The organism is Neorhizobium puerariae (assembly GCF_042429745.1).
In the GTDB taxonomy this organism is placed as follows: domain Bacteria; phylum Pseudomonadota; class Alphaproteobacteria; order Rhizobiales; family Rhizobiaceae; genus Neorhizobium; species Neorhizobium puerariae.
The window spans coordinates 13521-39271 of the sequence record NZ_JBHMAA010000038.1 but is presented as its reverse complement, the minus strand read 5'-3'; the positions used below and the strand labels follow the sequence as shown (position 1 = coordinate 39271).

General features: G+C 64.5%; 30 protein-coding genes and 1 other RNA gene. 10 read left to right on the top strand and 21 right to left on the bottom strand.

Annotated features, from left to right (window positions below):
* Nucleotides 1–7 precede the first annotated feature (7 nt).
* From tolR to ybgC, 3 genes are all read right to left on the bottom strand, one after another.
* Nucleotides 8–460, bottom strand: a complete 453-nt coding sequence (gene tolR / locus ACFFP0_RS28680) for a protein TolR (protein ID WP_377265639.1) — start codon at nt 458–460, stop codon at nt 8–10.
* A 32-nt stretch (nt 461–492) separates the two neighbouring features.
* Nucleotides 493–1212, bottom strand: coding sequence for a protein TolQ (gene tolQ / locus ACFFP0_RS28675; RefSeq protein WP_377265638.1), 720 nt, complete (start codon nt 1210–1212; stop codon nt 493–495).
* 210 nt (nt 1213–1422) lie between these two features.
* Entirely contained in the window at nt 1423–1917 is a 495-nt protein-coding gene (gene ybgC / locus ACFFP0_RS28670) for a tol-pal system-associated acyl-CoA thioesterase (protein ID WP_377265637.1), read from the bottom strand.
* Nucleotides 1918–2054: 137 nt separating this feature from the next.
* Between ybgC and ACFFP0_RS28665 the strand changes: the two genes are divergently transcribed.
* The 3 genes from ACFFP0_RS28665 (at nt 2055) to ACFFP0_RS28655 (ending at nt 5213) form a co-directional block, all read left to right on the top strand.
* A complete protein-coding gene (locus ACFFP0_RS28665) occupies nt 2055–3275 on the top strand; it encodes an NAD-dependent epimerase/dehydratase family protein (RefSeq protein ID WP_377265636.1) in 1221 nt (406 codons plus the stop codon).
* A gap of 232 nt (nt 3276–3507) precedes the next feature.
* The gene (locus tag ACFFP0_RS28660; protein ID WP_377265635.1) at nt 3508–4329 is read left to right on the top strand and encodes a glycosyltransferase; all 822 of its coding nucleotides are present in this window, start codon (nt 3508–3510) and stop codon (nt 4327–4329) included.
* The gene (locus tag ACFFP0_RS28655; protein WP_377265634.1) at nt 4326–5213 is read left to right on the top strand and encodes an NAD-dependent epimerase/dehydratase family protein; all 888 of its coding nucleotides are present in this window, start codon (nt 4326–4328) and stop codon (nt 5211–5213) included. Before ACFFP0_RS28660 ends, ACFFP0_RS28655 begins: the two co-directional genes overlap by 4 nt.
* On the opposite strand, the gene ACFFP0_RS28650 is transcribed toward ACFFP0_RS28655, so the two are convergent.
* From ACFFP0_RS28650 to ruvC, 9 genes are all read right to left on the bottom strand, one after another.
* Entirely contained in the window at nt 5176–5562 is a 387-nt protein-coding gene (locus ACFFP0_RS28650) for a hypothetical protein (protein WP_377265633.1), read from the bottom strand. The two genes, ACFFP0_RS28655 and ACFFP0_RS28650, sit on opposite strands and share 38 nt — an antisense overlap.
* Before the next feature lie 122 nt (nt 5563–5684).
* A complete protein-coding gene (locus ACFFP0_RS28645; protein WP_377265632.1) occupies nt 5685–6575 on the bottom strand; it encodes a metallophosphoesterase in 891 nt (296 codons plus the stop codon).
* The gene (ruvB, locus tag ACFFP0_RS28640; protein WP_377265631.1) at nt 6576–7616 is read right to left on the bottom strand and encodes a Holliday junction branch migration DNA helicase RuvB; all 1041 of its coding nucleotides are present in this window, start codon (nt 7614–7616) and stop codon (nt 6576–6578) included. It lies immediately after the preceding gene.
* Nucleotides 7613–8026, bottom strand: a complete 414-nt coding sequence (locus ACFFP0_RS28635; RefSeq protein WP_377265630.1) for a type II toxin-antitoxin system VapC family toxin — start codon at nt 8024–8026, stop codon at nt 7613–7615. Before ACFFP0_RS28635 ends, ruvB begins: the two co-directional genes overlap by 4 nt.
* Nucleotides 8005–8271: an AbrB/MazE/SpoVT family DNA-binding domain-containing protein gene (locus ACFFP0_RS28630; RefSeq protein ID WP_377265657.1), complete on the bottom strand. Its 267-nt coding sequence runs from the start codon at nt 8269–8271 to the stop codon at nt 8005–8007. The genes ACFFP0_RS28635 and ACFFP0_RS28630 overlap by 22 nt, the downstream gene beginning before the upstream one ends.
* Before the next feature lie 80 nt (nt 8272–8351).
* Nucleotides 8352–8969, bottom strand: a complete 618-nt coding sequence (gene ruvA, locus ACFFP0_RS28625; RefSeq protein ID WP_377265629.1) for a Holliday junction branch migration protein RuvA — start codon at nt 8967–8969, stop codon at nt 8352–8354.
* Between the two features lie 24 nt (nt 8970–8993).
* Entirely contained in the window at nt 8994–9413 is a 420-nt protein-coding gene (locus ACFFP0_RS28620; RefSeq protein ID WP_377265628.1) for a type II toxin-antitoxin system VapC family toxin, read from the bottom strand.
* A complete protein-coding gene (locus ACFFP0_RS28615) occupies nt 9394–9657 on the bottom strand; it encodes an AbrB/MazE/SpoVT family DNA-binding domain-containing protein (protein ID WP_377265627.1) in 264 nt (87 codons plus the stop codon). The genes ACFFP0_RS28620 and ACFFP0_RS28615 overlap by 20 nt, the downstream gene beginning before the upstream one ends.
* A 55-nt stretch (nt 9658–9712) precedes the next feature.
* Complete coding sequence (gene ruvC / locus ACFFP0_RS28610) at nt 9713–10222, bottom strand: crossover junction endodeoxyribonuclease RuvC (RefSeq protein ID WP_377265626.1); 510 nt, start codon at nt 10220–10222, stop codon at nt 9713–9715.
* Nucleotides 10223–10417: 195 nt separating this feature from the next.
* On the opposite strand from ruvC, the gene ACFFP0_RS28605 reads away from it, so the two are divergent.
* On the top strand, nt 10418–11266 hold the full coding sequence (locus tag ACFFP0_RS28605) for a hypothetical protein (protein WP_377265625.1): 849 nt from the start codon (nt 10418–10420) through the stop codon (nt 11264–11266).
* 115 nt (nt 11267–11381) lie between these two features.
* Nucleotides 11382–12389, top strand: coding sequence for an LLM class flavin-dependent oxidoreductase (locus tag ACFFP0_RS28600; RefSeq protein WP_377265624.1), 1008 nt, complete (start codon nt 11382–11384; stop codon nt 12387–12389).
* A 160-nt stretch (nt 12390–12549) separates the two neighbouring features.
* Here ACFFP0_RS28600 and ACFFP0_RS28595 read toward each other — a convergent pair whose 3' ends face one another.
* Complete coding sequence (locus tag ACFFP0_RS28595) at nt 12550–13296, bottom strand: YebC/PmpR family DNA-binding transcriptional regulator (RefSeq protein ID WP_377265623.1); 747 nt, start codon at nt 13294–13296, stop codon at nt 12550–12552.
* Between the two features lie 169 nt (nt 13297–13465).
* Here ACFFP0_RS28595 and ACFFP0_RS28590 point away from each other — a divergent pair, with 169 nt between their 5' ends.
* Nucleotides 13466–13978, top strand: a complete 513-nt coding sequence (locus ACFFP0_RS28590) for a pyridoxamine 5'-phosphate oxidase family protein (RefSeq protein WP_377265622.1) — start codon at nt 13466–13468, stop codon at nt 13976–13978.
* Between the two features lie 30 nt (nt 13979–14008).
* Here the strand turns inward: ACFFP0_RS28590 and ACFFP0_RS28585 are convergent, their stop codons facing one another.
* Entirely contained in the window at nt 14009–14857 is an 849-nt protein-coding gene (locus ACFFP0_RS28585; protein ID WP_377265621.1) for an MBL fold metallo-hydrolase, read from the bottom strand.
* Between the two features lie 197 nt (nt 14858–15054).
* Between ACFFP0_RS28585 and ACFFP0_RS28580 the strand changes: the two genes are divergently transcribed.
* Nucleotides 15055–15786 (top strand): dienelactone hydrolase family protein, encoded by a 732-nt coding sequence (locus ACFFP0_RS28580; RefSeq protein ID WP_377265620.1) that lies wholly within the window; start codon nt 15055–15057, stop codon nt 15784–15786.
* A 66-nt stretch (nt 15787–15852) separates the two neighbouring features.
* Nucleotides 15853–16452: a hypothetical protein gene (locus tag ACFFP0_RS28575; protein ID WP_377265619.1), complete on the top strand. Its 600-nt coding sequence runs from the start codon at nt 15853–15855 to the stop codon at nt 16450–16452.
* A 6-nt stretch (nt 16453–16458) separates the two neighbouring features.
* Here the strand turns inward: ACFFP0_RS28575 and ACFFP0_RS28570 are convergent, their stop codons facing one another.
* The 7 genes from ACFFP0_RS28570 to ACFFP0_RS28540 all read right to left on the bottom strand — a co-directional run bounded on the left by ACFFP0_RS28570 (nt 16459) and on the right by ACFFP0_RS28540 (nt 22360).
* Entirely contained in the window at nt 16459–17283 is an 825-nt protein-coding gene (locus tag ACFFP0_RS28570) for a TIGR00282 family metallophosphoesterase (protein WP_377265618.1), read from the bottom strand.
* A 15-nt stretch (nt 17284–17298) separates the two neighbouring features.
* Entirely contained in the window at nt 17299–17880 is a 582-nt protein-coding gene (locus tag ACFFP0_RS28565; protein ID WP_377265617.1) for a 5-formyltetrahydrofolate cyclo-ligase, read from the bottom strand.
* Complete coding sequence (locus ACFFP0_RS28560) at nt 17880–19151, bottom strand: hemolysin family protein (RefSeq protein WP_377265656.1); 1272 nt, start codon at nt 19149–19151, stop codon at nt 17880–17882. The genes ACFFP0_RS28565 and ACFFP0_RS28560 overlap by 1 nt, the downstream gene beginning before the upstream one ends.
* A gap of 274 nt (nt 19152–19425) precedes the next feature.
* On the bottom strand, nt 19426–21276 hold the full coding sequence (locus tag ACFFP0_RS28555; protein ID WP_377265616.1) for a sensor domain-containing diguanylate cyclase: 1851 nt from the start codon (nt 21274–21276) through the stop codon (nt 19426–19428).
* 162 nt (nt 21277–21438) lie between these two features.
* Nucleotides 21439–21599, bottom strand: a non-coding RNA gene (gene ssrS, locus ACFFP0_RS28550) — 6S RNA.
* A gap of 80 nt (nt 21600–21679) precedes the next feature.
* Nucleotides 21680–22057 (bottom strand): cell division protein ZapA, encoded by a 378-nt coding sequence (locus ACFFP0_RS28545; protein WP_377265615.1) that lies wholly within the window; start codon nt 22055–22057, stop codon nt 21680–21682.
* 30 nt (nt 22058–22087) lie between these two features.
* Nucleotides 22088–22360: a DUF4164 domain-containing protein gene (locus tag ACFFP0_RS28540; protein ID WP_377265614.1), complete on the bottom strand. Its 273-nt coding sequence runs from the start codon at nt 22358–22360 to the stop codon at nt 22088–22090.
* Between the two features lie 320 nt (nt 22361–22680).
* Between ACFFP0_RS28540 and tkt the strand changes: the two genes are divergently transcribed.
* Together tkt and gap are read left to right on the top strand one after the other, a co-directional pair.
* Nucleotides 22681–24663: a transketolase gene (gene tkt / locus ACFFP0_RS28535; RefSeq protein ID WP_377265613.1), complete on the top strand. Its 1983-nt coding sequence runs from the start codon at nt 22681–22683 to the stop codon at nt 24661–24663.
* A gap of 46 nt (nt 24664–24709) precedes the next feature.
* Nucleotides 24710–25720: a type I glyceraldehyde-3-phosphate dehydrogenase gene (gene gap / locus ACFFP0_RS28530; RefSeq protein ID WP_377265612.1), complete on the top strand. Its 1011-nt coding sequence runs from the start codon at nt 24710–24712 to the stop codon at nt 25718–25720.
* The last annotated feature ends 31 nt before the right edge of the window (nt 25721–25751 follow it).

The following is a 25751-nucleotide window of genomic DNA, read 5'->3' as shown; positions in this document are numbered from 1 at the left end:
CGCCCGATCACTTCTCCTGTTCCTGCAGGGTCACGAGGCCGATATTCTTGTAACCGGCGGCGGAAATGCGGGCCATGACCTTCATGACGACACCGTAGGCGGCGGTGGTGTCGCCGCGCACATAGATGCGTTCGTTATAGCCCGTCGTGGCGATCGCCTGCAGCTTCGGCACGATCTCGTCGATGCCGATCGGGGTTTCCTGGAGATAGATCGCGCCCTGCGGATTGACGGAAACGGTGATCGGCTGGGTATCGGCATTCATCGCCTTCGCCTGCGTTTCCGGCAGGTCGATCGGCACGCCGACCGTCATCATCGGCGCGGCCACCATGAAGATGATGAGCAGCACGAGCATGACGTCGACGAGCGGCGTGACGTTGATTTCGCTGATGGCGCCGCCGCGACGGCCGCGCCTGCGGCGCCCGCCACCCGATGCCTTAGCTCCCCCGGCCGACATACCCATGACACGTACTCCCTAGAGCCCTGCAACCGGCGTTACTGCGCCGCCTGGCGCGGCTGCAGCTTTTCGTCGATCTGGCGCGACAGAATGGCGGAGAACTCGTCCGCGAAACCTTCCATGCGGGCCGAAAGCTTGCCCGCGTCGGCAGTGAACTTGTTGTAGGCGATGACCGCGGGAATGGCCGCGACAAGGCCGATCGCGGTGGCGAGCAGCGCCTCCGCGATACCGGGCGCCACAACCGCGAGATTGGTGGATTTCGAACCGGCGATCGCCTGGAAGGAGGTCATGATGCCGACGACCGTGCCGAAAAGGCCGATGAACGGACCGGCGGAACCGATCGTCGCGAGCGAACCGAGGCGCGCCTCGTACGTCTCGCTTTCGCGGGCCATCGTCACGTCCATCGCCCGATCGATGCGCATCTGCAGGCCGATGGGGGAACGCGCGCCGCGCTCGAAGCTCTTCTTCCACTCGCGCATGGCGGCGACGAAGATCGCGGCGAGCCCGTTGTTCTGGCGTTCGGCAAGCGTCCGGTAGAGCTCTTCCAGCGACTGGCCGGACCAGAAGACCTGTTCGAACTGGTCGAACTGGCGCTTGGCCTTGCCGAAGCCCACATATTTGTCGATGACGATCGCCCAGGTCCAGACCGATGCGCCAAGAAGCCCGATCATCACCAGCTTGACGACGAGACCGGCCTGCATGAACAGCGACCAGAGGCTCACTTCGCTCGCCGCTGCCGCCAAACCTACCTGTTCCATCTACTACTATCCCCGAATCCAAACGCCCGGCTTTTAAGGACCGGGCGGGTTCAAAAGCGCGCTCTCGCGAGAATGTCTTTGATCGCTGGGTGCGCCGGCCTCAACCCCAAGATGCCCTGAGTTTTCAGCTTGGCTTCTCGCTTTCAATTTTGGTCAAAGGAAGGCGTGCGTTGCACAAATTCCTCATGAGCCAGTAAGACATCATTATCGTTAAGAATGCGTTACAGGCTCGCTGGCGGGATCTACTTGCCTCTCCCGGAGAGGATGTCCCAGAAACTTCTCGGCCACCGTTTCCGGAAGCCGGCGCGGCCGGCCGTGCCGGTTGATGACGGCGATCACCACCTTCGCCGCGATCAGCAGCGTCTCGCCCCGGCGGATCTCCTGGTTGAGCACCATCTTCGCCCCGCCCGCCTTTTCGGTGACCGTCTGGATGGTCAGGATGTCATCCATGCGGGCCGGCTGTCTGAAATCGATCTCCATGCGGTGCACGACGAAGACGAGCCCCTCCTCGTCAGTGACAAGAAGCGCGCTCTGCTCGCATCCGAGACACCGCAGATAGTCGGTCCTGCCGCGCTCCAGGAAATGCAGATAGCGGGCGTGGTAGACGAGGCCCGAAAAATCCGTGTCTTCGTAATAGACGCGCTGGGCGAGCCGATGGCCGCCTTCGATCAATTCGCCCGATAACAAAAAATTGTGTTCCGCCATGGTGTTGCCTTGGAAAATTATCATCCCTCACTGGATAAGCATGGAATGTTGACCCAGTTTTCGTGTGCGGGACCTCAGTCCTGTCACACATCCTCCCTATCAGGAAACGCATCGAAAACCAGCGGAGACTCGGATCAATGAAGATAGCAGTCCTGGGCGGCGACGGTTTCGTCGGCTGGCCGACATCGCTCCACCTGTCTGATGCCGGCCACGAGATTCACATCCTCGACAACCTCTCCCGCCGCTGGATCGACACCGAGCTCGGCGTCCAGTCGCTGACCCCGATGGACAGCATCCAGGAGCGCACCCGCATCTGGCACGCGGAAACGGGCCGCCGCATTCATTTCAACCTCATCGACCTTGCCAGGGACTACGAGCTCCTGAAGGGCTGGCTCGCCAGGCACCGCCCCGACGCCATCATCCATTTCGCCGAGCAGCGCGCGGCCCCCTATTCGATGAAAAGCGACCGCCACAAGAACTATACGGTCGACAACAACGTTAACGCCACCCATAACCTGTTGAACGCGCTGGTCGAACTCGATCTCGACGCGCATCTCGTGCATCTCGGCACGATGGGCGTCTACGGGTATTCGACGGTGGGGGCGGCGATTCCGGAAGGCTACCTGCCGGTCGGCATCGAGACGGCCGACGGGCGCACCGTCTCCCAGGAAATCCTCTACCCCGCCAATCCCGGCTCGGTCTACCACATGACGAAATGCCTGGATCAGCTTCTCTTCCAGTTCTACGCGAAGAACGACGGCCTGAGGATCACCGACCTGCATCAGGGCATCGTCTGGGGCACGCATACGGAGCAGACCCGCCGGCACACGCAATTGATCAATAGGTTCGATTATGACGGGGATTACGGAACGGTCCTGAACCGTTTCCTCATCCAGGCGGCGATCGGTTATCCGCTCACCGTCCACGGCACCGGCGGCCAGACGCGCGCCTTCATCCATATCCAGGATTCGGTGCGCTGCATCGAGATCGCGCTGAAGAACCCGCCCCAGCGCGGCAGCCGGGTCGAGATCTTCAACCAGATGACCGAGACCCATCGCGTGCGCGACCTCGCCGGAATGATCGCGAAGATGACCGGCTCGCAGGTCGCCTGGCTGCCGAACCCGCGCAAGGAGGCAGCCGAAAACGAACTGATGGTCAGGAACGGCAAGTTCCTCGATCTCGGCCTCAAGCCGACCACGCTCGGCGAGGGCCTGCTCGGCGAGATCGTCGACGTTGCGAAGAAATACGCCTATCGCGTTGACAGATCACGCGTTCCCGCCGTTTCCGCCTGGACGAGGGACATCGCCGCCAAGGTCGAGCACGATCCGGAAGGCAAGCGGCTGAAATCGGTCTCGTGAGCGAACTAAGACCTGGGTCGCAGCGCGAGGGCGTGCCGGACGCCCCTCATCCGCCTGCCGGCACCTTCTCCCCGAGGGGGAGAAGGGGCTCGCGGATACGGCCATCTGCCTTCGTGTTTGATGAAAGCAATTGCGGAGCGGCATACTTCTTCTCCCCACCGGGGAGAAGGTGCCGGCAGGCGGATGAGGGGGCCCGTCGAACAATGACTTTTACCGTGTGGACTCCGATCCCATGACACCTGCTCGCAACGCCTTCGTCACGCTCGTCACCAATGCCGACTATGCCATGGGCGCCACGGCGCTCGTCCGCTCGATAGGGCGCACGGGCACCGGAGCGGATATCGTCGTGCTGCATACGGGCGGCGTTGCGGATGGCGATCTCGCCCCGCTCGCCGCACTCGGCTGCCGGCTGGTCGAAACGGATCACCTGCCGCTTTCGGACGCCTTCAACCAACGCCATGCCCGCAAGAACCTGCATGACGCGGCTCCGTTCACCAGGGGCCGCAAGCCGGATTTCCACACGCCGCTCGACAATTTCTGCAAGCTGCGGCTCTGGCAGCTCACCGAATACGAAAGGGTCGTCTTCATCGATGCCGATGCGCTGGTATTGAAGAACATCGACAGGCTGTTCGGCTATCCGGAATTTTCCGCGGCGCCGAACGTCTACGAAAGCCTCGCCGATTTCCGTCGGCTGAATTCCGGCGTCTTCGTCGCAGAGCCGTCGGCCGGAACCTTCGGGCGGATGCTTGCCGAACTCGACCGCCCGGATGCCTTCTGGCGGCGCACCGACCAGACCTTCCTCGAATATTTCTTCCCGGACTGGCACGGCCTCCCTGTCTTTATGAACATGCTGCAATATGTATGGTTCAACATGCCCGCTCTCTGGGATTGGGAGAGCATCGCCGTGCTGCATTACCAATATGAGAAGCCCTGGGAAAAGGAACATCCGAAAGCGGACCGGCTGCGGCCGCTGATCGATCTCTGGCGCGCGTTCCACGAGGGCCGCGAACCGCCCGGCATCGCCTCCCTGCCGAAACCGGAGGAACGTCCGTGAAGGTGCTGGTCTCCGGCGGGACGGGCCTTGTGGGACGTTATGTCGTCGAAGGCCTGCTTGCCGCCGGTTATCAGGTCATCGTCGGAGGACGAACGCCGCCCGCCCCGGGCTTCTTCACGCGGCCCGTCCGCTTCGTCCCCCTTTCGCTCGATCCCGGCCTCGACCAGATCGAGGCTTTCGACGACGCCTATTTCTTCGTGCACGCCGCCTTCGATCATCTCCCCGGCAAATATCGCGGCGGCGAGGGCGACGATCCGGCCCGCTTCCGGCGGCTGAACCTCGACGGCACGGTCAGGCTCTTCGAAGCCGCCAGGCGGGCGGGCACGCGGCGGGCGGTCTTCCTCTCCAGCCGCGCGGTCTATGACGGCTTGCCGGTCGGCACGGCGCTCACGGAGGAACTCGTTCCGGAGCCGGACAGCCTCTACGGGCAGGTCAAGCTGGATGGCGAGCGCGCGCTGGCCGCCCTTTCCGGCCCCGGCCTTGCGACCGCCAGCCTGAGACTGACCGGCGTCTACGGCAACCTTCGCCCCAACAAGTGGGACGGCCTTTTCGAAGACTGCCTCGCCGGCCGCCCCCTGCCGTCGCGGGCCGGCAGTGAAGTGCACGGCCGCGATGTCGCGCTGGCCGTCCGGCTGATGCTGGAGACGGAGGCGGGCAGGATCGACGGCCAGGTCTTCAACGTGTCCGACATCGTCACCGACACGCGCGAAATCCTCGGCTTCCTGCCGCACTGTCCGGCCGAACTGCCGCAAGGCGCCGACCGCGCCTCGGTGAACGTCATGTCCACCCGCAGGATCGAGGCCCTCGGCTGGCGGTCGGGCGGGCTGGTTCTCCTGCGGCAGACGGTCAGGGATTTGGCAGGTTCTCTGGATACGGCCGCCTGAAACGCCGCATCCGCGCTTCTTCCCTTGCCGTCTCGATCGCCTTCCTGTGCGCCTCGGCCCAATTCCGGCCCGCGTCGCCGCCCCAGAGCAGCCAGGCGATGTAGCCGGTGGACGGGTTCTCGTCGTCGCCGAAATTCTCCGCCCGCTTGTCCACCCTGTGTCGGTGGAAATAACTCACCATCCTTTTGATGGTCTGGTCGGAAACCGGCTTGCGGTTCTTCAGGTCGCGAGCGCGCGCGACGCCGACCATCGTGCCGCCGCGACGGTATTGCGACCGGAGTTTCAGGCCCTTCTCGGCCGCCGCCGCGACCTCGGGTGGCGGAATGCGGTCGTCGCGGTCGTCAGCCATCGGTCTTCCCCGACCCCGACCGCCGCCTCGCGATATGCTCACGGGTTTCGATCTTCTGCATGGCATCCTCCTTCGGGAGGAAGAACACGGGCAGGCGGCGAATGTTCCGGCGCCGGCCGGTGTCAGCCGAGGTCGATGGCGACGATTTCCGGCGGCGCGCCGAAACGGATCGGCAGGCCGGAACAGCCGAGCCCGCCCGACACGATCAGGTCGCGGCCGCCTTCCCGGACATGACCGTAGACATAACGGTCGCCGAACCGAGACGGCACGACGGGCGCATAACCGAACAGCCGGACCTGCCCGCCGTGCGTATGGCCGGAAAGGGTGAGCGACACGCGGCCCGGCACCTGCGGAAAGATATCCGGCTCATGCGCCATGAGGATGACTGGCGCCGCATCGGTGACCTGCGCAAGCGTGCCGGCAAGATCGTCCTTGCGAATTTCCGGATGGCCCCGGCGCGGAAGTATGGCGAGCTGGTCTTCGACCCCCGCCAGCCAGAACCCCCGTCCCTCCTTTTCGAGGCGAAGCGCGCGATTGCTGTAGACCGGGATGCCGACGGCCTCCAGGACGCGCCGGCTGGCCGGCGTTCCGCCACCCTGCCGCTGCACCTCGGCATCCTCCCACCAGTCGTGATTGCCGAGCACGGCATGCACGCCGAGCGGCGCCTGCAAGGTCGAAAGCGCCTGCGCCCAGACATCCGGCGCCATCCGGTCCGTGACGAGACGCATGCCCGAGACATAGTCGCCCAGGAGCAGGACCACGTCCGGCTGAAGCGCGTTGGCCTGCTCGCAGATCGACACGATCCGTTCCGCCGGCATCCAGGGCTGGCAGGCATGGAAATCGGCCAGCGCGACGATGCGCAGCTTCAGCCCCGGCGTCCAGCCCGGAGGCGTGAGCGCATAACGGGCGGTCCGCAGCCGAACCAGCGGCTCGGCCACGGCATAACTTCCGAGCGCCATCATCGACAAGAAGCTGGCGCCCACCGTCTTGAAGAACCCGCGGCGGGAAATCACTCAATCATCCTCGGTAAACATCCGGAACTGCGCCGCCTCGAGATCCTTCGGCGGCTGGAGCCCCAGATGTTTCCAGGCATTTGCGGTCAAAACACGGCCGCGCGGCGTGCGCTGGATGAAACCCTGCTGGATCATGTAGGGCTCGATGATATCCTCGATCGCGTCGCGCGGTTCCGACAGGCCTGCGGCAATCGTCTCGATGCCCACCGGCCCGCCGCCGAAGTTCACGGCGATCATGTTGAGATAGCGCTTGTCGAGCTGGTCGAGGCCCATATTGTCCACGAGCAGGCGGGTGAGCGCCTCGTCGGCGATCACCCTCGTCACCGCCTCCGCCTTCGCCACCTCGGCGAAGTCGCGCACGCGGCGCAGCAGCCGGCCGGCAATGCGCGGCGTGCCGCGGGCGCGGCGGGCGATTTCCCGCGCGCCGTCGTCGGTCATCGGCAGGTTCATCAGCCGCGCTCCGCGCCGTACGATCAGCTCCAGCTCCTCCACGGTATAGAACGACAACCGCACCGGAATGCCGAAACGGTCGCGCAGCGGCGTGGTCAGCAGGCCGAGGCGGGTGGTCGCGGCAACCAGCGTGAACTTCGAGAGGTCGATCTTCACCGAACGTGCCGCAGGCCCCTCCCCGATGATCAGGTCGAGCTGGAAATCCTCCATGGCGGGATAGAGGATTTCCTCGACCGCCGGATTGAGGCGATGGATTTCGTCGATGAAGAGGACATCGCGCTCTTCGAGATTGGTGAGCAGCGCCGCGAGATCCCCCGCCTTGGCGATGACCGGACCGGAGGTGGAGCGGAAGTTGACGCCGAGCTCCTTCGCCATGATCTGCGCCAGCGTCGTCTTGCCGAGACCGGGCGGCCCGACGAAGAGCACATGGTCGAGCGCCTCGCCCCGCGCCTTGGCCGCTTCGATGAAGACCTTCAGGTTGGCGCGCGCCTCCGCCTGGCCGGTGAACTCGTCCAGCGACTGCGGGCGCAGCGTCACATCCAGGTCTTCGCCCCGCTTTTCCGGCGATATCAGGCGGGCAGGTTCACTCATGCGAGAAGTTCCATTCCGGGTATGGCTTTCGCCGCGGTTTCGTCGAAGGTCACAACCGAACGACATCCGGCACGCCGTGCCGACCAGAAAATCAGGTAGTCAGCAAAATCCGCCTTTGGTTGGGCAACACTCAAAAGAGCATCAAGCTCCTCGGTATATTCGACCACAAGGCCATCGGCTGAAATAAGATCGAGCAACAGATCGGACACCACAGGCATTGGGTATTTGAGGCGGCGATTGAGCACCCATGCGGTTTCGGCGATCACGAGCGCACTGACAAAGGCAGGATCGTCGGCGGTCCGCCCGGACAGGAAACGACGCGCCGCGGCATTCTGTTCGGGGTCGTCATCGACCAGAAAGCGAACCAGCACATTGGCGTCGATGCCGATCACTTCGAACGCTCCGGCCATTCGCGCATGATCCGGGCATCCTCTTTGGCCGCCGCCTCCGCGCTGGCGTCGTCCATATCTTCGATCGCCAGGCTGCCTCCTGCAGGAGGCTTGCCCAGGATACCGGCAAAATCCGCCAGTTTCTTATTCTTGGGTATTGCAACGACCTGGCCATTCCGGGCCGCGACATAGAAACGGGTGCCCGGCTGAAGATTTAACGCCTCGCGCACTTCGCTCGGGATGGTAATCTGGCCTTTCGAGGTCATTGTCGTCAAAGCGCCCATTTCTTACCCTCAGCCATTTTTCTTACCTTGAATATACCAGTAAGAAATGTGGTGTCCAACGATTACCGCGCCAGTTCCTTCAGCCCCAGGCGGATGAGCTTGGCGCTGTCCGCCCCCTCGCCGCCGTTCTTCAAGGCGGCGGCAACCGCATTGGCCGCCTGATCGCGCGAATAGCCGAGATTGGTGAGCGCCGAGACGGCATCGGCCACCGGCGCGGAGGCGACGCCCTCGCCGATCTCCTGCTTGAGGCCGATATTCGACGACGCCTCGCCGGCGAAGGCGGGCGCCTTGTTCTTGAGTTCGGTCACGATGCGCATCGCCACCTTCGGGCCGACGCCCGGCGCGCGCGAGACCGACGTGCGGTCCTGCAATGCGATTGCATTGGCGAGTTCCGACGGCGTCAGCGTCGAGAGGACGGCGAGCGCCACCTTGGCGCCGACCCCCTGCACGCTCTGGAGGAGGTTGAACCATTCCCGCTCCAGCGCGGTCAGGAAACCGAAGAGCTTCAACTGGTCCTCGCGCACATAGGTCTCGATGAACAGCACCACCGCCTCGCCCGCCGAGCCCATTTTCGAAAGCACGCGGGAAGAGCAGAAGACTTCGTAACAGACACCGTGCACATCCACGAGCACGTAGTCGTCGCCGATCTCGTCGATAGTGCCTTTGAGCTTGCCGATCATGAAAAAGGTCCGCCAACGATAAATTTACAGGGGATGGGTTTCGGGAGAGATGATGTCGAGCGAAGGGAAATAGGCCCGGTAGCGGGAAGCGTCGCGCGTGAGGAGCCGGTGCGACCGGACGAACGCATGCGCGCCGACGAGAAAATCCGGCAGGGTCCGTTCCCGCAGGCCGCCGTTCCGTCGATAGTGCACATGCGCCATGCCGGCCCGATAGGCCGCCGAAAACGGCAGCGGCTCGCGCACCAGATCGAGGCGCGACAGCAGGAACATCAATTCCTCCTCGTTCGGCGCCATGGTGGCAAGCTCTGCCCACACGATCGGACTGAGGATGAATTGCGCTTCCGCCTTCAGTTTCAGGATCGCATCCGAGGACCATTCCTTGAACGCGGCCTCCGGGCCGAAGACGTCGATGAAGATATTCGTATCAACGAGGACCGAGATCATCGCGCGGCCCCCTCAGCCATTGCATGAATTCGTCGGTCGTCATGCCCCCGGTATCGAAGGTCCCGGACCTGCTCCTGAGCCAGGATTCGAAATCCTCTTCGGATGCGGCCTGCCCCCTCGCGACCACGACCAGCCGGGCGCCCTTGTCGTCGGCGATGAAATCCACCTCCGAACCCGGACCGATCTTCAAACGGTCGCGGATTTCCTTGGGGATCGTGACCTGGCCTTTTTCGGTGACTCGCATGGTAATACCTCTGCGGTATTACCTATCGGTCGAACGAGAACAGGTCAAGAACAAACTAGCCGGCGAGCGCGGCGCGCATGCGCCTTCCGCCCCGGTGGTGAGCATGGCAGATGGCGATCGCCAGCGCATCGGCCGCGTCGTTGCCCTTGAAGTCCGCCTTCGGCATCAGGATCTTCAGCATCATGTGGATCTGCTGCTTCTCGCCGTGGCCGACGCCGATCACCGATTTCTTGACGGCGTTCGGCGCATATTCCGCGACCGGCAGGCCGGCGCGCGCGGGCACCAGCATGACGACGCCGCGCGCCTGCCCGAGCTTGAGCGTGGCGACCGCGTCCTTGTTGACGAATGTCTGCTCGACGGCCGCCTCGTCGGGACGGTAGCCATGCACCACTTCGGCAAGCCCGTCGTGCAGCTGGCAGAGGCGCGAGGCGAGGTCCATGTCCCCGTCGGATGTCACTGTGCCCGATGCGATGAAACGAAGGCTGTTGCCCAGCGTCTCGATAATGCCCCAGCCAGTGCGGCGAAGTCCCGGATCTATGCCGATGATGCGAATCGTCTCTGTCATGGCGCGAGACTACCGCCTCGCGGCGAAGGGCGCCATGCCGCGATGCGGGGACGGCAGCCCGGGCCGGGGGATTCGCCTTCGCCGTTAACCATGTGGAAAAGGATTTGGGCAGAACCTCGCCAAATCCGGAAACCACCTTCCTTTCATCGCGTTGCTTGCGCAGAAAGGGGGGCGAAGCACGAAGGAGGCGCCCGAATGATACGGGATCGAGATCCGAATGAATTGGAATTGCAGCATATGCGCATCGTCGTCAACGCGCTGGATAGCGGAGTGAGGCGGTTTGCCGCCGCGGATCTCGGCGCCACGCTCGACAGCCCCTTTCCCGCGCCCTGGGACGGCATGCGGCGGGATTTCAACCGCGGCCTCAACGCCTTGAACGGCACGATGGATTCGGTCATCGGCAATGCCCGCCTGCTGCGCGACGAATCCGACCAGCTGCGAACCGCGATGAGCGAAGGCGCCGAAAGGCAAGCCGATCATTCCGCACGCCTTTCGGGGGCTGCCGCCGCTGCCGGCGCCCTTGCCCAGGGGCTTCGCCAGCAAAAGGCGCTCGCCCGGCACACCGCTACGATCGCCCGCAACGCCAGGCTCGACCTGAGCCGTTCCGCGGAAGCGGTCTCCGCCGCCCTGAAGCTGATCGAGGAGATGGGCAGTGACGGAGCGGACGGCCGGCAATCGCCGGACAGGGGCGAGGCCCTGTCGGCCGCAACGCGGCAGATCGGCCGGGAACTCGACGCCCTCGGCCTTTATCTGGACGCCCTGAACGAGCATGCCGGCAATCTTGCCGAAGCCGCCGGAGACCAGGCGGAAGCGGCCTCCGCGACGCATGCCGACCTCGGCGAACTCGCCAGGTCGAGGCACGCGGCGAGCCTGAGGACGGATATCGCCACCCTCGCGCTCGACCGCATGGACAGGCAGATCGCCGAGATCGACCAGAAGGCGAGCCGTTTCGCCCGGGTGACGGTGATCGTTCCCCCGCCGCACGATCCGGCGCCTCACGAACCCGGAACGCGGGGCTCCCACCTGCGGCTCGTCAAGTCGTGATCGGCAGGGGGCCGCATCCCCGGCCCCTTTTTCCATCGGCCCGGGGTCGCATTCCTGGACACGGCTGCCTAGATAAGTGGGACGCTCTGTCACCCACCTGTCCCAGGACATGCCGATGATCCCCTTTTCCATCCTCGATCTTTCACCCGTCGGTGAAGGTTATTCCGTGCGCGACGCGCTCGACCAGTCCCGCCGCATGGCGATCAAAGCCGAGGAAGAGGGTTATAAACGCGTCTGGCTTGCCGAACACCACGGCATGCCGGGGATTGCGAGCGCCGCCACCTCGCTGGTCATCTCCCATGTCGGCGCCGCCACGAAGACGATCCGGGTGGGCTCGGGCGGCATCATGCTGCCCAACCACTCCCCGCTCGTCATCGCCGAGCAGTTCGGCACCCTGGAAGCGCTGCTGCCCGGCCGCGTCGACCTCGGACTCGGCCGCGCGCCCGGAACCGACATGCGCACCGCGAGCGCGCTGCGCCGCAACCTCGATGCGGGCGCGGAAAGCTTCCCGCACGATATCCTCGAACTGCAGCGCCTGCTCGGCACGCCGGAGAAGGATCAGGGCCTGCTCGCCGTCCCCGGCATGGATGCCCATGTGCCGCTCTGGCTGCTCGGATCGAGCATCTACAGCGCCCATCTCGCAGCGGCGCTCGGGCTTCCCTATGCCTTCGCCTCGCATTTCGCGCCCGACATGCTGATGGAAGCGATCGCCATCTATCGCGAACGGTTCCAGCCCTCGCTGGAGCTTGAGAAGCCGTATGTCATGGTCGGCGTCATGGGCGTCGCGGCAGACACCGACGCCGGGGCCGAGCGCCTTTTCACCTCCTCGCAGCAGCAGTTCGTCAACCTGCGCAAGAACGTCCGTACCCGCTTCCCGAAGCCGGTCGACAGCATGGAGGGCATCTGGACCCCGATGGAGAAGATGAGCGTCGAGCATACGCTGCGCTATGCGGCGGTCGGCTCGGTGGCGACGGTCACGGCGAAGCTCGGGGACTTCCTCGGCGAAACGCAGGCAGACGAACTGATCATCTCCATGCCGGTCCACGACATGGAAGCGCGGCTCCGCTCGGTGGAACTGTTTGCGACGCTGCCGATGATGGAGAGGGTAAAGGCGAGCGGCTGACCCTAACGACCGCCGCCCCCTGCCGCTTCTCCCCCGCCGGGAGAAGCGCCGCGGATGCGAGGCGATAAGGTGCATCCGGCAAGCGCAAAGCCCGCCAGTGAGACTGCTCCTGCTCCGCCCGTGGGGCACCTCCTCCCCGCCGGGGAGAAGGAAAGGCTCGTCAGGCCGAAAGCTTGGCCATGACTTCGTCGGAAACCTCGAAGTTCGAATAGACGTTCTGCACGTCGTCGTCGTCTTCCAGGTTGTCGATGAGCTTCATCAGCGACTGCGCCTTCTCCTCATCGACCTCGATCGTGTTCTGCGGCCTCCAGATCGCCTTGACGGTCTCGGCCTCGCCGAGCGTCGCCTCGAGCGCCTTCGACACCTCGCCGAGGCTTTCGAAGGCGCAGATGATCGTGTGGCCGTCCTCGTCGGAGGTCACGTCGTCGGCGCCGGCCTCGATCGCCGCTTCCATCACCTTGTCCGCGTCGCCGGCGCCCGCCTTGTAGGTGATCTCGCCCACATGGTCGAAGGAAAAGGAGACCGAGCCGGTTTCGCCGAGCGCGCCGCCGGCCTTGGTGAAGATCGAGCGCACGTTGGAGGCGGTGCGGTTGCGGTTGTCGGTCAGCGCCTCGACGATGACCGCCGTGCCGCCCGGACCGTAACCCTCGTAGCGAACGGAATCGTAGGTTTCCGCATCCGCGCCCGACGCCTTCTTGATGGCGCGGTCGATATTGTCCCTCGGCATGGATTGCGCCTTGGCGTTCTGGACGGCCAGACGCAAAGCCGCGTTCATGCTCGGGTCGGGAAGGCCCTGCTTGGCGGCGACGGTGATTTCGCGCGCAAGCTTGGAGAACAGCTTCGACCGGATCGAGTCCTGCTTGCCCTTCCGGTGCATGATGTTTTTGAACTGTGAATGGCCAGCCATGGCACCCCTGACACTTTAGCTTGTTTGGAATGGCGCCTTATAATTTCGAAGTTTTGGCCGTTCAAGGGCATTTCCGGTTGCCAGTGGGGCTTTTCAGCCGCCCTGCCCCCGGAACAAAGCCGGGCGCCTGCCGTTTTGTGAGCGAACCGAACAGCAAAGGAGACGGTCCATGGCAAGCCTCACCGAAGCCCGCGAAGCACCGGAACGCCAGCTCTGGGACGAGATCAACGGCGTCCATGCCGGCATGCTCGGCATCGAGGGCTCGCATATGCACTTCCGGCCCATGGCGCCGAATGTCGACCCGAAGACCAGCACGATCTGGTTCTTCACGAAGAACGACACCGACCTGGTGCGCGCCATCCGTCCCGGCACGCGGGCGCATTTCTGCGTCATCGGCAGGAACCACGATTACCACGCCTGCCTTTCCGGCACGCTGGAAGTCCGCAGGGACCCCGCCAGGATCGATGAATACTGGAGCGCCGTGACGGCAGCCTGGTACGAGAACGGCAAGGACGACCCGATGCTCGCCATGCTCGCCCTGCGGGTCGACGACGCGGAAATCTGGGCCTCGACCGACAGTTCGCTGAGGTTCGGCTGGGAGATCGCCAAGGCGAACCTGAAGGACGGGAAGATGCCGGAAGTCGGCGTCAAGCAGCACCTCGCCTTTCCGCATTTCCACTGACCGGAAAAGCGCCGAAGGGCCCAAAGCCCCTCAAAGTCCCTGCGGCACCAGTATGGTCGGCTTCTTCGGCAGGCTCCGCATGGAAATGCGGATCACCGGCTCCCTGGCGTAGGCGATATCGAACCGGCCGTCGAACATGGCGAGGAAGCTGTCGAGCGGCGGCCCCCAGCGATGCATCGGCAGGATCAGCGAGGAGCGAAGCCGCTGCACGACGCGGCTCATGCTGTCCGCGCCCATGGTGAGCCCGCCGTCCACCGGCACCATCAGCACGTCGAGCCGGCCGATCTGCGTATACTGCTCCTCGATGAGCTCGAAATGCAGATGGCCGAGATGACCGATGCACAGGCCCGCGACCTCGAATATGAAGATCGAATTGCCGTTTTCCTCTACGCCGCCGCCCCAGGAGCGGATGTCGGAAACGACGTTGCGGATATAGACGTCATCGACGGTCAGGCGGTGCTCGGCCTTTTCGCCCGGCACGTCGCTCCAGCCGTGCAGCACATGCCTGATCCCCGGATCGGGGCTGAGCGTAAAATGCGTGGAATGCGCCTTGTTCATCGTCACGACATCGGGCAGGCGCGGCGGCGGATAGACGCCGCTATAGTCGGTGGCGATCCCGACGCCCTGCGGGCTTTCGATGAAATAGGTGGAGTGGCCGACGAAGGTGATCTTCACCTCTTCCTTCTCGGCGAGCGTCAGGGGCTTGTTCGCCTGCGCGAACTGCAGGCCGGATGGCTTGAGGCTCGCGAACATCGCCCCGGGTATATTCCGGGCGATCGCCTGACATTGGCTGACCGGCAATCCGGCATCCTGTGCGAGAGCCGCAAAGGCCGAGAGAAGAAGGCCGGAAAGAGCGAACGCCAGAGCCCGTAGCATCATGCTGCTCCCAAAGAACTCAAAATTCCTGTTCATTCCCGGGCGAAAACATGCGGCAATGCGAAAGAGCGGTCCAGCCGGAATTTCTCACAATTCTGTCATTGGTGGAGCGCATGGAATTGATTATTGAAAAGAAAACGCCGCCGTCCGAAACAGGGTCTCCGGAAACCCGCGCGGGCAGAGTGTGGAAAGGATATTTCATGAAGCACGAGATTGAGATCAGGACCGCCGACGGCATCGCGAAGGCCGCCGTCATCAAGCCGGAAAACGGCGCCGCGACGACCAGGGGCGTGATCGTCTACATGGACGCCTTCGGGCCGCGCCAGGCGCTCTACGACATGGGGCAGCGCATCGCCGATGCCGGCCATGTCGTGCTCGTCCCCGACCTCTTCTACCGCTCCGGCGGCTATGGCCCGTTCGACGCCAGGACGGCCTTCGGCGAGGAGTCCTCCAGGACCCGGCTCAAGTCGATGATACAGGCGACCACCCAGGAATTCACGGCCCGCGACAGCGCAGCCTTCATCGACGCCCTGGCCGGGGAAGGCGCAACCGGCCCGATCGCAACGGTCGGTTATTGCATGGGCGGTGGCCGCGCCCTGACCGCCGCCGCGCGTTATCCGGACCGCGTCAAGGCGGCCGCGAGCTTCCATGGCGGCAATCTGGCGAGCGACGCCGGGGACAGTCCGCACCGGCTGGCCGACAGCATCAAGGCGAAGGTTTACGTCGGGGTCGCCGGCGTCGACAACTCGTTTCCGCCGGAACAGTCCGCCCGCCTCGCGGAAGCGCTTCGCGCCGGCGGCGTGGATCATGCGATCGAGAACTATGTGGGCATGGCGCATGGCTGGGCCGTGCCGGACCACGGCGTTTACGACAAGGCCGGTTCCGAGCGGCATTTCAAGCGCCTGCTGACGCTGCTTGAGGAAGCGCTTTGAGACAGGCCGGCTCCCGGCCTTGCCCGGGATAGCCGGCATCGGGCTCCGGAAACGACGGGAAGAACCATGACGGGCATTCTGGAACGGCAGGCCGAACGACAGGCGGAATCCGATGCGGTCGTGAGCGCGCTGGACCTCGACGGACTGCTGCGCATGGCGGGAAATCCCGTGCGGGTCGGCAGTTCCGCGCTCGCGCTGATGGTCCGCCGTGACATCGATATCACGGTCGTCTGCGAAAGGCTCGACCCGGGCACCTGCCGGACGATCGCGGAGATCGCCGGAAACCTGATGCTGAGACCGTGCGTCGGCGCGGTGCGCTATCGCAACGACAGCGGCTTCTGGAATGTGGCGCCGCAGGATTATCCCGACGGGCACTATCTCGCCGTCACCTACCGCTCGGAAAAGGACGAGGACTGGAATCTCGACATCTGGTTCGTCGACGAACCCGGACGCCAGCCGGATCTCAGGCATCTGGAGACGCTCGCCCCGCGCCTCACGGACGACGTGCGGGAAACGATCCTGACGATCAAGACCGGACTGGCCGCCAACGCCCCGCGGGGCGGCAAGCCGGCGCCGAGCGCCCTCGTCTACGAGGCGGTTCTGGACGGCGGCGTGACGACGGCCGCGGAATTCAGGGAATGGCTGTCGCGCCGCCCGAAAGCCTGAGGGCCGCTACCGCCAGAAATCCGGGATGGTCTCGGCAAGCCTCGGGCCGATCCGCAGCGGCGCGATCTTTTCCGCCAAGCCCGTGACATCGGAAATCTCGATGCCGAGGCCGCAGATGGTCGCAGGCCCCGTCGCCGCTTCGAAACGCCCCTTCGGCATTTTCGAGATGAAGCGGTTGAGCGGCTCCTCCTTGTCCATGCCGAGCGAGGAGTCGTAATCGCCGCACATGCCGGCATCCGACATGTAGCCCGTGCCGCCGTTCAGGATCTGGCAGTCGGCGGTCGGCACATGGGTATGCGTGCCGACCACGAGGCTGGCGCGCCCGTCGACGAAATGCCCGAAACACTGCTTCTCGCTGGTCGCTTCCGCATGGAAATCGAAGATGATCGCATCCGCCTGCTCCTTCAGCGGACAGGCATCGAGGATCGCCTCGGCGCTTTTGAAGGGATCGTCCAGCTCCGGATGCATGAAGACCCGGCCCATGATGTTGGCGACCAGCACGCGCGCGCCGTTCCGGGCATAATAGAGGCCGGAGCCCCGGCCGGGCGTTCCGGCGGGATAGTTGGCGGGCCGCAGGAACTGGTCGTGGCGGCCGGCGAAACCAACCGCATCCTTCTGGTCCCAGACATGGTTGCCCGTCGTCACGACATCGGCGCCGGCATTGATCGTTTCGAGGAATATCTCCTCGGTGATGCCGAAGCCGCCGGCGGCGTTCTCGCCGTTGACGATGACGAAATCGAGCTTGAGGTCGGAGACGAGGCCCGGCAGTTTTTCCCATACCGTCGTGCGGCCGGTCTTGCCCACCATGTCACCCAGAAACAAAAGGCGCATTGCTATCCAATCTGTTCAGCCCCCTGCGAAGGGCCGGTAGCCGCTTTCCGTCAGGATCGCGTCCAGTCTGATGTCGTGAGGTTCAAAGGGAACTGATGCCACTTCCTGGCAGTCGAACGCAATCCCGATCAGCCTCGGCGTCAGGCCTTTTTGATGCAGACGGTGGATCGCACGGTCATAGTAACCGCCGCCGTAGCCGATCCGATGGCCGGCCGCATCGAAAGCCGACAAGGGCATCAGCATGATATCGGGATCGAGTTCCTCCGCATCCGGCCCCGGCCCGAAAGTGCCGAACACGCCGGGAACCAGCTCGGCGCCGCGCACCAGTTCGCGGAAGATGATCGTCTGCCTGTCGAGGATGACCGGCACGCAGAGCCGCGCATTGCGATCCCTGAGGAAAGCCATCAGCGGCCTGGGATCGACTTCGGAACGGATGGGCAGGAAACCGGAGACGATCGTCCCCGGCTCCAGTTCGACGGCGTCCGTCCCGTGTGAGGCGATCGCCAGGCTCTTCTCGATCCGCTCGTCCGGGAGGATGGCATCGCGCGCGGCAAGCCGTTCGCCGCGCAGTTGCGCCTTGCGCTCCCGGCTGCTCATCACGCCTTTTCCGTTGCCCTGGTGACGAGCAGCTTGTCGATGCGGCGGCCGTCGAGATCGATGACCTCGAAGGTCCAGCCATGCGTCGAGAAGCTCTCGCCAAGTTCCGGCAGATGCTTCAGTTCGTCGAGCACGAAGCCGGCGACGGTCTCGTAACCGGGGTCATCCCCGATCGGAACGCCCATCTGCTCGGCGAATTCATCGACCGGCATCCAGCCGGCGACGAGGAAGGAACCGTCGTCGCGCGGCACGATCGCCGGCTCCTCGAGCTCGTCCTCCTGGAAGACGCCGGTGATCGCCTCCAGGATGTCGCCGGAGGTGATGATGCCTTCGAAATGGCCGTATTCGTCATAGACGAGTACCATATGCGCCGGTGCCCGGCGGAGCGCCTGGATGACGTCGAGCGCCCCCGTGAGGTCGGAGACGACCGGCGCCTCGCGCATCAGCGCCATCACGTCGAATTGCTTGTCGCCGGCGATGAAGTCGTAGGCGTCCTTGACGAAGAGCACGCCGAGGATTTCGTCGGAACTGCCCTTGCGGACCGGCAGGCGGGAGCGCTGCGTGGCGCGAAGCTGGGCGCGGAGTTCCTCGAGATCGTCTTCGGTATCGATCACCTCGACGTCGCGGCGCGGCGTCATCAGGCCGCGCGCCGCGCGGTCCGCAAGCCGCATGACGCCGGAGATCATGGCGGATTCCTCGGTCTCGATCACACCGGCGCTCTGGGCTTCGGCAAGCACGGTGCGGATTTCCTCATCCGTCACCCGATCGCCGGATTCGCCCTTCTGGCCGAGAATGCCGAGCACGATCCGGCCGGAAATATCGAGCAGCCAGACGATCGGCGCGCCGATGCGCGACAGGAACATCATCGATGGCGCGACGCGGGCGGCAACCGTTTCCGGCGCGCGCAGCGCGATCTGCTTCGGCACCAGTTCGCCGACGATCAGGGACAGATAGGTGATGGCGACGACCACGGTGCCGACGCCGAGCGCGTCGGCGACATTGCCCGACACGCCTTGGGTGACCAGCCATGCGGAAAAGCGCGTGCCGAGCGTGGCGCCGGAAAAGGCGCCCGAAAGAATACCGACGAGCGTGATGCCGATCTGTACGGTGGAAAGGAAGCGGCCGGGGTCTTCGGCAAGCCGTATGGCCGTCGCCGCCCCTCTGTTGCCCTGCTCGGCCATGACCTTGAGGCGGACAGGGCGGGAAGAAACGACGGCGAGTTCCGACATTGCCAGGACACCGTTCAGGACGGTGAGCGCAATGACGATGATAATTTCAGTTAACAAAAGGGGCTCTTTAGCTGGGACAATATTCCTGCACGCGAAACGGGAATGGACAGCTCCGGAGAGCGGCCTGCCTCGACACGATCACGCTGACGAAGCGCTTCGCCGGCAAAAGTTTCGCGCACAGCTCGGAAAACCGGAGGCCGGTTCTCGGAGCTATGCACCTTCACTTGCTTGCCGAAAGCATAGGGGTCCATTCCACCCAATGCAATGGCTGGAACAAAATCTGCCGGAAAAACTGTTGCAGGAAAGACGCAGCCCTTCAGGGAGCCCGCGGACCGGGCGATTGCGGCCGGTTTATCTGCTTCAGGGGCGTCGGGCCGCCCTCCTCCGGGAACTTCGCGGCGCCAGCCGCCACGGTCTGGTTCCGGCCGGCGGCCTTGGCTTCGAGAAGGGCGGCGTCGGCGCGGGTGACCAGCGTCGTGACCGGCCCCTGGGCCGGGGAGACCGCGATGCCGATGGAAACCGAGACGAGACCGAGTATCCGGCCGCGATGCGAGAGCGGGGTGGTTGCGATCTTCTGCCGCAGGCGCTCGGCGATATCGAAGGCGACGATCTCGCCGGTCTCGGGCAGGAGCACCGTGAACTCCTCGCCGCCGAAGCGGTAGCAGGTCCCGGCCGCGCCGATGGTGTCGAGCAGCATCTGCGCCACGTATTGCATCACCACGTCGCCGGCATCGTGCCCGAACTCGTCGTTGAAGCGCTTGAAATGATCGATGTCGATCATCAGGCAGGAAAGCGGCGTCTCGGCCGCCTCCCGGGCATGGCGCGCCAGGGCCTCGTCAAGGCAGCGGCGGTTGAGGAGGCCGGTCAGCGCGTCGCGCACGGCGAGGTTGGTCAGCCTGTCGCGAAGCTGCAGGTTCGCGATCGCCAGCCCGATATTCTCGGCGATCAGTTCGAGATAGAGGCGCGCGCTCTCGGGCGCCATCTCATGGCCCGGACGCTCCTCGAAATAGAGAAGCCCGATCGTATCGCCCTGCGCCGTCAGCGGAATGCACAGCCCCGTGACATCGCTCTCGCCGAGATGCTGGCAGGGAACGTCGTCCTGGCCGTGATTGCTCAGATGCGGCCGCCCACGGCGCAATCCCCAGCAGGCATCCATCGGGAACGAGGCGGTGGAGTGCCGGGGCTCCAGCCAGGTGCCCATCTCCGCCAGCATCGTGCGGCTGTCGTTCAGCACATAGAGATGGCCGGCCAGGTTGGGAAATATCTGCGGTGCGAAACGGGTGACGACCTCGGCCAGTTCCGCCTGCGTCTGGCAGGCCTGGACGCGGTGCATCATGTGCAGGATCAGGTCCTTGGTCCGCTGGTCGGCACGCCGCTCCGCATCCAGCCGGTCCCGCTCCAGGCCGTTCTCCCGGAAGATGTGGATGGCCTTGTTCATCTCGCCGATCTCGTCCTGCCGCGGGTCCAGCGGCACTTCCACGGCGTAGTCCTGCTTGGCGAGGCGCGTGACGATGCCGGTCATGCGGACGAGCGGAACGGCGACACGGCGCTTGAGGATGAAATAGAGGACGGCCAGGAAAAGCACCGCCGTGACGCCGAGCATGGCCTTGGCAGCCGTGTCCCACCAGTCGGCGCGCGATTTCGCCGTGGCGACGGCTCCTTCGGTCCGGGTGCCGGCGAGCTGGCGGAACCGGGTCACGGTTTCCAGCAGCAGGGTCTGCTGGCGCTCGTGCTCCGGGCCGAACAACGTCTCCCGGGCGCCGGACCGATCCCCGCCCTGATAGGCGGCGACGGCGGCCTCCTCGACCTTGTCCAGCACATCCGCATGCCGTTCGACCTCGACGAGCGCGGCAAGCTCCGCATCGGAGCCGCCCAGCGACCGGATATCCCCGATCGTCCCCTCGAGCCGCGTCTCATCGGCCTCCTTTTCCTGAAAGGCCAGCAGATGCCGCTCCTCGCCGCGCATCACGTAGAGCCGGGCCTCGTCCGAACGTTCTTCCGCCCCGAGCGCCAGTTCCTCGGCAAGCGCGTCGAGCGCCAGATGCTCCTCGACCGCGACACGTTCCTGATCGGCACTCTTCGTCGACAGGATGAAGGCGCCGCCCGACAGGACCGTCAGGATGACGGTGACGCCATAGGCCCAGTTGGTAATCTCGTTGATACGCATACTCGAAAATCCGGTTTTGCCGGTTGAACGGAAGATGAAGGCGCACGGAACCCGCAACGCGGCAGGATTCGGCGCGAGGAGATGGTTATATCAGGATTTTCCGGGATTCGGACCGCTGAATCGGCACAAAACCGATGGGCCGGAAGGGGAGAAACGAAGGAAGCGCGATCCACGACAACCGGTGGAAACTTTCGATCCTGGGCGCCTACGAATGTAGGTGGGCGCCGTATGTCCAGGCCCACGAGCCCGGACAGGGACAGCTCCCTTAGGATCGGGTATGGCCCCGAGGATTCATTTGTTCCTGTCGAGAAGCGCAGACCGCGAGGACCAATATAAGAAGGAAAGCGGATTCGCGCCAGTGGCGTGCATCGCCTTTTTTAGCGGCGTTTGCGGCGCGGCGGCGTCAGTTCACGGAGGCCGGGGAGCGTCCGTTGATCTTCGCCGTCAGGCTCTCCAGCCGGGACGCCAGTTCGCCAAGCGCGGAGACCACCAGGTCGTCGTTGTGCCGCTGGGTTTCGAGCGAGCCTTCCCGGCTGGCCTTGAGCATGGAGACCTCCTTTTCGAGCGCGCCGACCCGGCGCGTCATCTCGGAAAGTTCGTCCATGATCATGATTCCGGCCATGACGGTGATCCTGAGATCGCCGATCTCCCCGAACTGGCTCTTGAGATGTGCGACATAACGATCGAAACGCTCGGCAAGCTCGGTCAGGTGGTCTTCCTGTCCTTCCTCGCAGGCCATGCGATAGGCCTTGCCGTCGATCGTCACCGTTACCTGGGCCATGGCATTTCCTTCATGGGTCTTATTGCCGCATCAGCGATCGAGCACGGCGCGGATGGTTTCCATCGCCGTCACCAGGCGCCGGGAGACTTCCCGGTTCACCTCCTCCAGGCGGTTGGCGCGGAATTGCGACTGGTCCAGCTCCTGGGCGAGACGCGCGCGGTCCGCATGCACGCGCCGGACCTCGCCTTCCGCGTCCTGCGCTTCGCGCTGCCGCTCGATGCGCGCATCGACGGCGCTTTCAAGGCCGCCTATCGCCGCCTTGAGCTCCGAAATCGCCATGTCGATCGTCTTTTCCGCAGGCATGGGGAGCCTTCCTGTCGATACGCAAGCGAGCCGAATCGCGCCGGCCCGCCTTCCCGCCAAGCGCCGCAGACTATTCACGGGCCGCCGGCCGGTCAATCAATCCAGGCCTCCCGAACATGTCCTAGCTGTGGATGATCTGCCATGTTCCCGCATCCGCTCCCGCCTGCTCAGAATTCAGGCAGACTGCGGGAAACTTCGTCATCATGCGATCGGCGGGCCTGTGCTTTTGTTGACTTGCGCGTTGCACCTGCTAAGGATCAGCCGCTCCCCGACGGTCCCACGAAGGACCGCGACCGACACCCGGAAAAAGCGGATTAGCCATGACCTCTCGCGACACACATAACCGGATGGCGAATGCGATCCGATTCCTTGCCATGGATGCTGTGGAAAAGGCCAATTCAGGCCATCCCGGCCTGCCGATGGGCGCCGCCGACATCGCGACCGTGCTCTTCACGCGTTATCTCAAGTTCGATCCGAAGAGCCCGCTCTGGCCGGACCGCGACCGTTTCGTGCTCTCCGCCGGCCACGGCTCGATGCTCCTCTATTCGCTCCTCTACCTTACCGGTTACGAGGACATGACGATCGAGGACCTGAAACAGTTCCGCCAGCTCGGCTCCAAGACCGCCGGCCATCCGGAATACGGCCATGCCTCGGGCATCGAGACCACCACCGGGCCGCTCGGCCAGGGCATTGCCAACTCCGTCGGCATGGCGATCGCCGAACGCAAGCTGGAAGAAGAATTCGGCTCCGAGCTGCAGAGCCACTTCACCTATGTGCTGTGCGGCGACGGCTGCCTGATGGAAGGCATCAGCCAGGAGGCCGTCGCGCTTGCCGGCCACCTGAAGCTGAACAAGCTCATCCTCATCTGGGACAACAACAACATCACCATCGACGGGCCAGTCAGCCTCGCCGATTCGACCGACCAGATCGCCCGCTTCAAGGCCGTGCACTGGAACACGATCGAGATCGACGGCCACGACCCGGAGCAGATCGCGGCCGCCCTCGAAGCCGCCCGGACGTCGGATCGCCCGACCTTCATCGCCGCCAAGACCGTCATCGGCTTCGGCGCTCCGAACAAGGCCGGGACCCACAAGGTGCATGGTTCGCCGCTCGGCGCCGAAGAGATCGCCGCCACCCGCAAGGCGCTGGACTGGGAAGCTGAGGCCTTCGTCGTTCCGGCCGACGTGCTGGATGCCTGGCGCACCGCCGGCAAGCGCTCGGCCGACGCCCGCAAGGCCTGGGACGTCCGCCTCGACGCGGTCGCCGCGGAAACGCGCGCGGAATTCCTGCGCCGCTTCTCGGGCGACCTGCCGGAAGACTTCGACGCCGCCATCGACGCCTTCAAGAAGAAGGTCGCCGAGAACAACCCGACGGTCGCCACCCGCAAGGCCTCCGAGGACGTGCTGGAGATCATCAACGGGCTGGTGCCGGAAACGCTCGGCGGTTCGGCCGACCTGACCCCGTCGAACAACACCAAGACCAGCCAGATGAAGTCGATCACCCCGACCGATTTCTCTGGCCGCTACATGCACTGGGGCATCCGCGAGCATGCGACCGCGGCGGCGATGAACGGCATCGCGCTGCATGGCGGCCTGATCCCCTATTCCGGCGGCTTCCTGATCTTCTCGGATTATTGCCGCCCCTCCGTCCGCCTGGCGGCCCTGATGGGCATCCGCCTCGTGCACGTCTGGACGCACGATTCGATCGGCGTCGGCGAAGACGGCCCGACCCACCAGCCGGTCGAGCATCTGGCCGCGCTGCGCGCGATCCCGAACCTGCTCCTCTTCCGCCCGGCCGACGAGACCGAGACGGCGGAATGCTGGCAGATCGCGCTCAAGGAAAAGCACCGCCCGTCCGGCCTGGCGCTCACCCGCCAGAACCTTGCGCCGGCCCGCAAGACCTATGAGGAAAAGAACCTTTCCGCCCAGGGCGCCTACGAACTCGTTCCGGCATCGGACGCCAGGGTGACGATCTTCGCCTCGGGTTCGGAAGTCGAAATCGCGCTGAAGGCCCAGGAAACGCTGTCCGGCAAGGGCATCGCGACCCGCGTCGTTTCGGTGCCGTGCGTCGAGCTCTTCTTCGACCAGCCGGAAGCCTACCAGAACGCGGTCATCGGCAATTCGCCGGTGAAGATCGCGGTCGAAGCAGCCGTGCGCGAGGGCTGGGACCATTTCATCGGCCCGAAGGGCGTCTTCATCGGCATGAAGTCCTTCGGCGCTTCCGGCCCGGCCAAGGAGCTCTACAAGCATTTCGGCATCACCGCGGAAGCGGTCGTCGCCGCTGCGGAGAAAGAGCTCGCCTGAGCCCCAAACATTCCTCAAAGACCAGCAAAAGCGGGAGTATCAAGAAATGACAGTCAAGGTTGCCATCAACGGGTTCGGCCGCATCGGCCGCAACGTCCTGCGCGCCATCGTGGAATCCGGCCGCACCGACATCGAAGTCGTTGCGATCAACGATCTCGGCCCGGTCGAGACCAACGCCCACCTGCTGCGCTACGATTCCATCCATGGCCGTTTTCCCGCTGAAGTGAAGGTCGAGGGCGACACGATCACCGTCGCCGGCGGCAAGCCGATCAAGGTGACGGCGATCAAGGACCCGGCCACCCTGCCGCACCGGGAACTCGGCATCGACATCGCGATGGAATGCACCGGCATCTTCACCGCCCGCGACAAGGCGGCGGCCCATCTGACGGCCGGCGCCAAGCGCGTCATCGTCTCGGCCCCGGCCGACGGCGCCGACCTCACCGTCGTCTACGGCGTCAACCACGATCAGCTGACCAGGGACCATCTGGTCATCTCCAACGCCTCGTGCACGACGAACTGCCTGGTTCCGGTCGTCAAGGTGCTGAACGACCTCATCGGCGTCGACCACGGCTTCATGACGACGATCCACTCCTACACCAACGACCAGCCCTCGCTCGACCAGATGCACAAGGATCTGTATCGCGCCCGCGCCGCCGCCCTGTCGATGATCCCGACCTCGACCGGCGCCGCCAAGGCCGTCGGCCTCGTGCTGCCGGAACTGAAGGGCAAGCTCGACGGCTCGTCGATCCGCGTGCCGACCCCGAACGTCTCGGTCGTTGACCTGAAATTCGTCGCCAAGCGCGCCACGACCAAGGAAGAGATCAACGAAGCCATCAAGGCCGCCGCCAACGGCCCGCTGAAGGGTGTTCTCGGTTATACCGAAGAGCCGCTGGTTTCCCGCGACTTCAACCACGACAGCCACTCCTCGATCTTCGCGATCGACCAGACCAAGGTCATGGAAGGCAATTTCGTGCGCATCCTCACCTGGTACGACAACGAGTGGGGTTTCTCCAACCGCATGGCCGACACGGCCGTTGCGCTTGCGAAGCTGATCTGACGAACACCGCCCCGGCGCTTTCCTTCCCGTA

Bases quoted from the DNA above. Each gene is read 5' to 3' on its own strand.
- ACFFP0_RS28660 (WP_377265635.1), top strand. From the start codon at position 3,508: ATGACACCTGCTCGCAACGCCTTCGTCACGCTCGTCACCAATGCCGAC.
- ACFFP0_RS28580 (WP_377265620.1), top strand. From the start codon at position 15,055: ATGAAGCACGAGATTGAGATCAGGACCGCCGACGGCATCGCGAAGGCC.
- ruvA (WP_377265629.1), bottom strand. From the start codon at position 8,969: ATGATCGGCAAGCTCAAAGGCACTATCGACGAGATCGGCGACGACTAC.
- tolQ (WP_377265638.1), bottom strand. From the start codon at position 1,212: ATGGAACAGGTAGGTTTGGCGGCAGCGGCGAGCGAAGTGAGCCTCTGG.
- ACFFP0_RS28595 (WP_377265623.1), bottom strand. From the start codon at position 13,296: ATGGCTGGCCATTCACAGTTCAAAAACATCATGCACCGGAAGGGCAAG.
- ACFFP0_RS28555 (WP_377265616.1), bottom strand. From the start codon at position 21,276: ATGCGTATCAACGAGATTACCAACTGGGCCTATGGCGTCACCGTCATC.
- ACFFP0_RS28615 (WP_377265627.1), bottom strand. From the start codon at position 9,657: ATGCGAGTCACCGAAAAAGGCCAGGTCACGATCCCCAAGGAAATCCGC.
- tkt (WP_377265613.1), top strand. From the start codon at position 22,681: ATGACCTCTCGCGACACACATAACCGGATGGCGAATGCGATCCGATTC.
- ACFFP0_RS28585 (WP_377265621.1), bottom strand. From the start codon at position 14,857: ATGATGCTACGGGCTCTGGCGTTCGCTCTTTCCGGCCTTCTTCTCTCG.
- ybgC (WP_377265637.1), bottom strand. From the start codon at position 1,917: ATGGCGGAACACAATTTTTTGTTATCGGGCGAATTGATCGAAGGCGGC.
- ACFFP0_RS28575 (WP_377265619.1), top strand. From the start codon at position 15,853: ATGACGGGCATTCTGGAACGGCAGGCCGAACGACAGGCGGAATCCGAT.
- gap (WP_377265612.1), top strand. From the start codon at position 24,710: ATGACAGTCAAGGTTGCCATCAACGGGTTCGGCCGCATCGGCCGCAAC.
- ACFFP0_RS28630 (WP_377265657.1), bottom strand. From the start codon at position 8,271: ATGACCTCGAAAGGCCAGATTACCATCCCGAGCGAAGTGCGCGAGGCG.
- ACFFP0_RS28545 (WP_377265615.1), bottom strand. From the start codon at position 22,057: ATGGCCCAGGTAACGGTGACGATCGACGGCAAGGCCTATCGCATGGCC.
- ACFFP0_RS28570 (WP_377265618.1), bottom strand. From the start codon at position 17,283: ATGCGCCTTTTGTTTCTGGGTGACATGGTGGGCAAGACCGGCCGCACG.
- ACFFP0_RS28620 (WP_377265628.1), bottom strand. From the start codon at position 9,413: ATGATCTCGGTCCTCGTTGATACGAATATCTTCATCGACGTCTTCGGC.
- ACFFP0_RS28650 (WP_377265633.1), bottom strand. From the start codon at position 5,562: ATGGCTGACGACCGCGACGACCGCATTCCGCCACCCGAGGTCGCGGCG.
- ACFFP0_RS28590 (WP_377265622.1), top strand. From the start codon at position 13,466: ATGGCAAGCCTCACCGAAGCCCGCGAAGCACCGGAACGCCAGCTCTGG.
- ruvC (WP_377265626.1), bottom strand. From the start codon at position 10,222: ATGACAGAGACGATTCGCATCATCGGCATAGATCCGGGACTTCGCCGC.
- ACFFP0_RS28565 (WP_377265617.1), bottom strand. From the start codon at position 17,880: ATGAGCAGCCGGGAGCGCAAGGCGCAACTGCGCGGCGAACGGCTTGCC.
- ACFFP0_RS28600 (WP_377265624.1), top strand. From the start codon at position 11,382: ATGATCCCCTTTTCCATCCTCGATCTTTCACCCGTCGGTGAAGGTTAT.
- ACFFP0_RS28605 (WP_377265625.1), top strand. From the start codon at position 10,418: ATGATACGGGATCGAGATCCGAATGAATTGGAATTGCAGCATATGCGC.
- tolR (WP_377265639.1), bottom strand. From the start codon at position 460: ATGGGTATGTCGGCCGGGGGAGCTAAGGCATCGGGTGGCGGGCGCCGC.
- ACFFP0_RS28540 (WP_377265614.1), bottom strand. From the start codon at position 22,360: ATGCCTGCGGAAAAGACGATCGACATGGCGATTTCGGAGCTCAAGGCG.
- ACFFP0_RS28635 (WP_377265630.1), bottom strand. From the start codon at position 8,026: ATGGCCGGAGCGTTCGAAGTGATCGGCATCGACGCCAATGTGCTGGTT.
- ACFFP0_RS28665 (WP_377265636.1), top strand. From the start codon at position 2,055: ATGAAGATAGCAGTCCTGGGCGGCGACGGTTTCGTCGGCTGGCCGACA.
- ruvB (WP_377265631.1), bottom strand. From the start codon at position 7,616: ATGAGTGAACCTGCCCGCCTGATATCGCCGGAAAAGCGGGGCGAAGAC.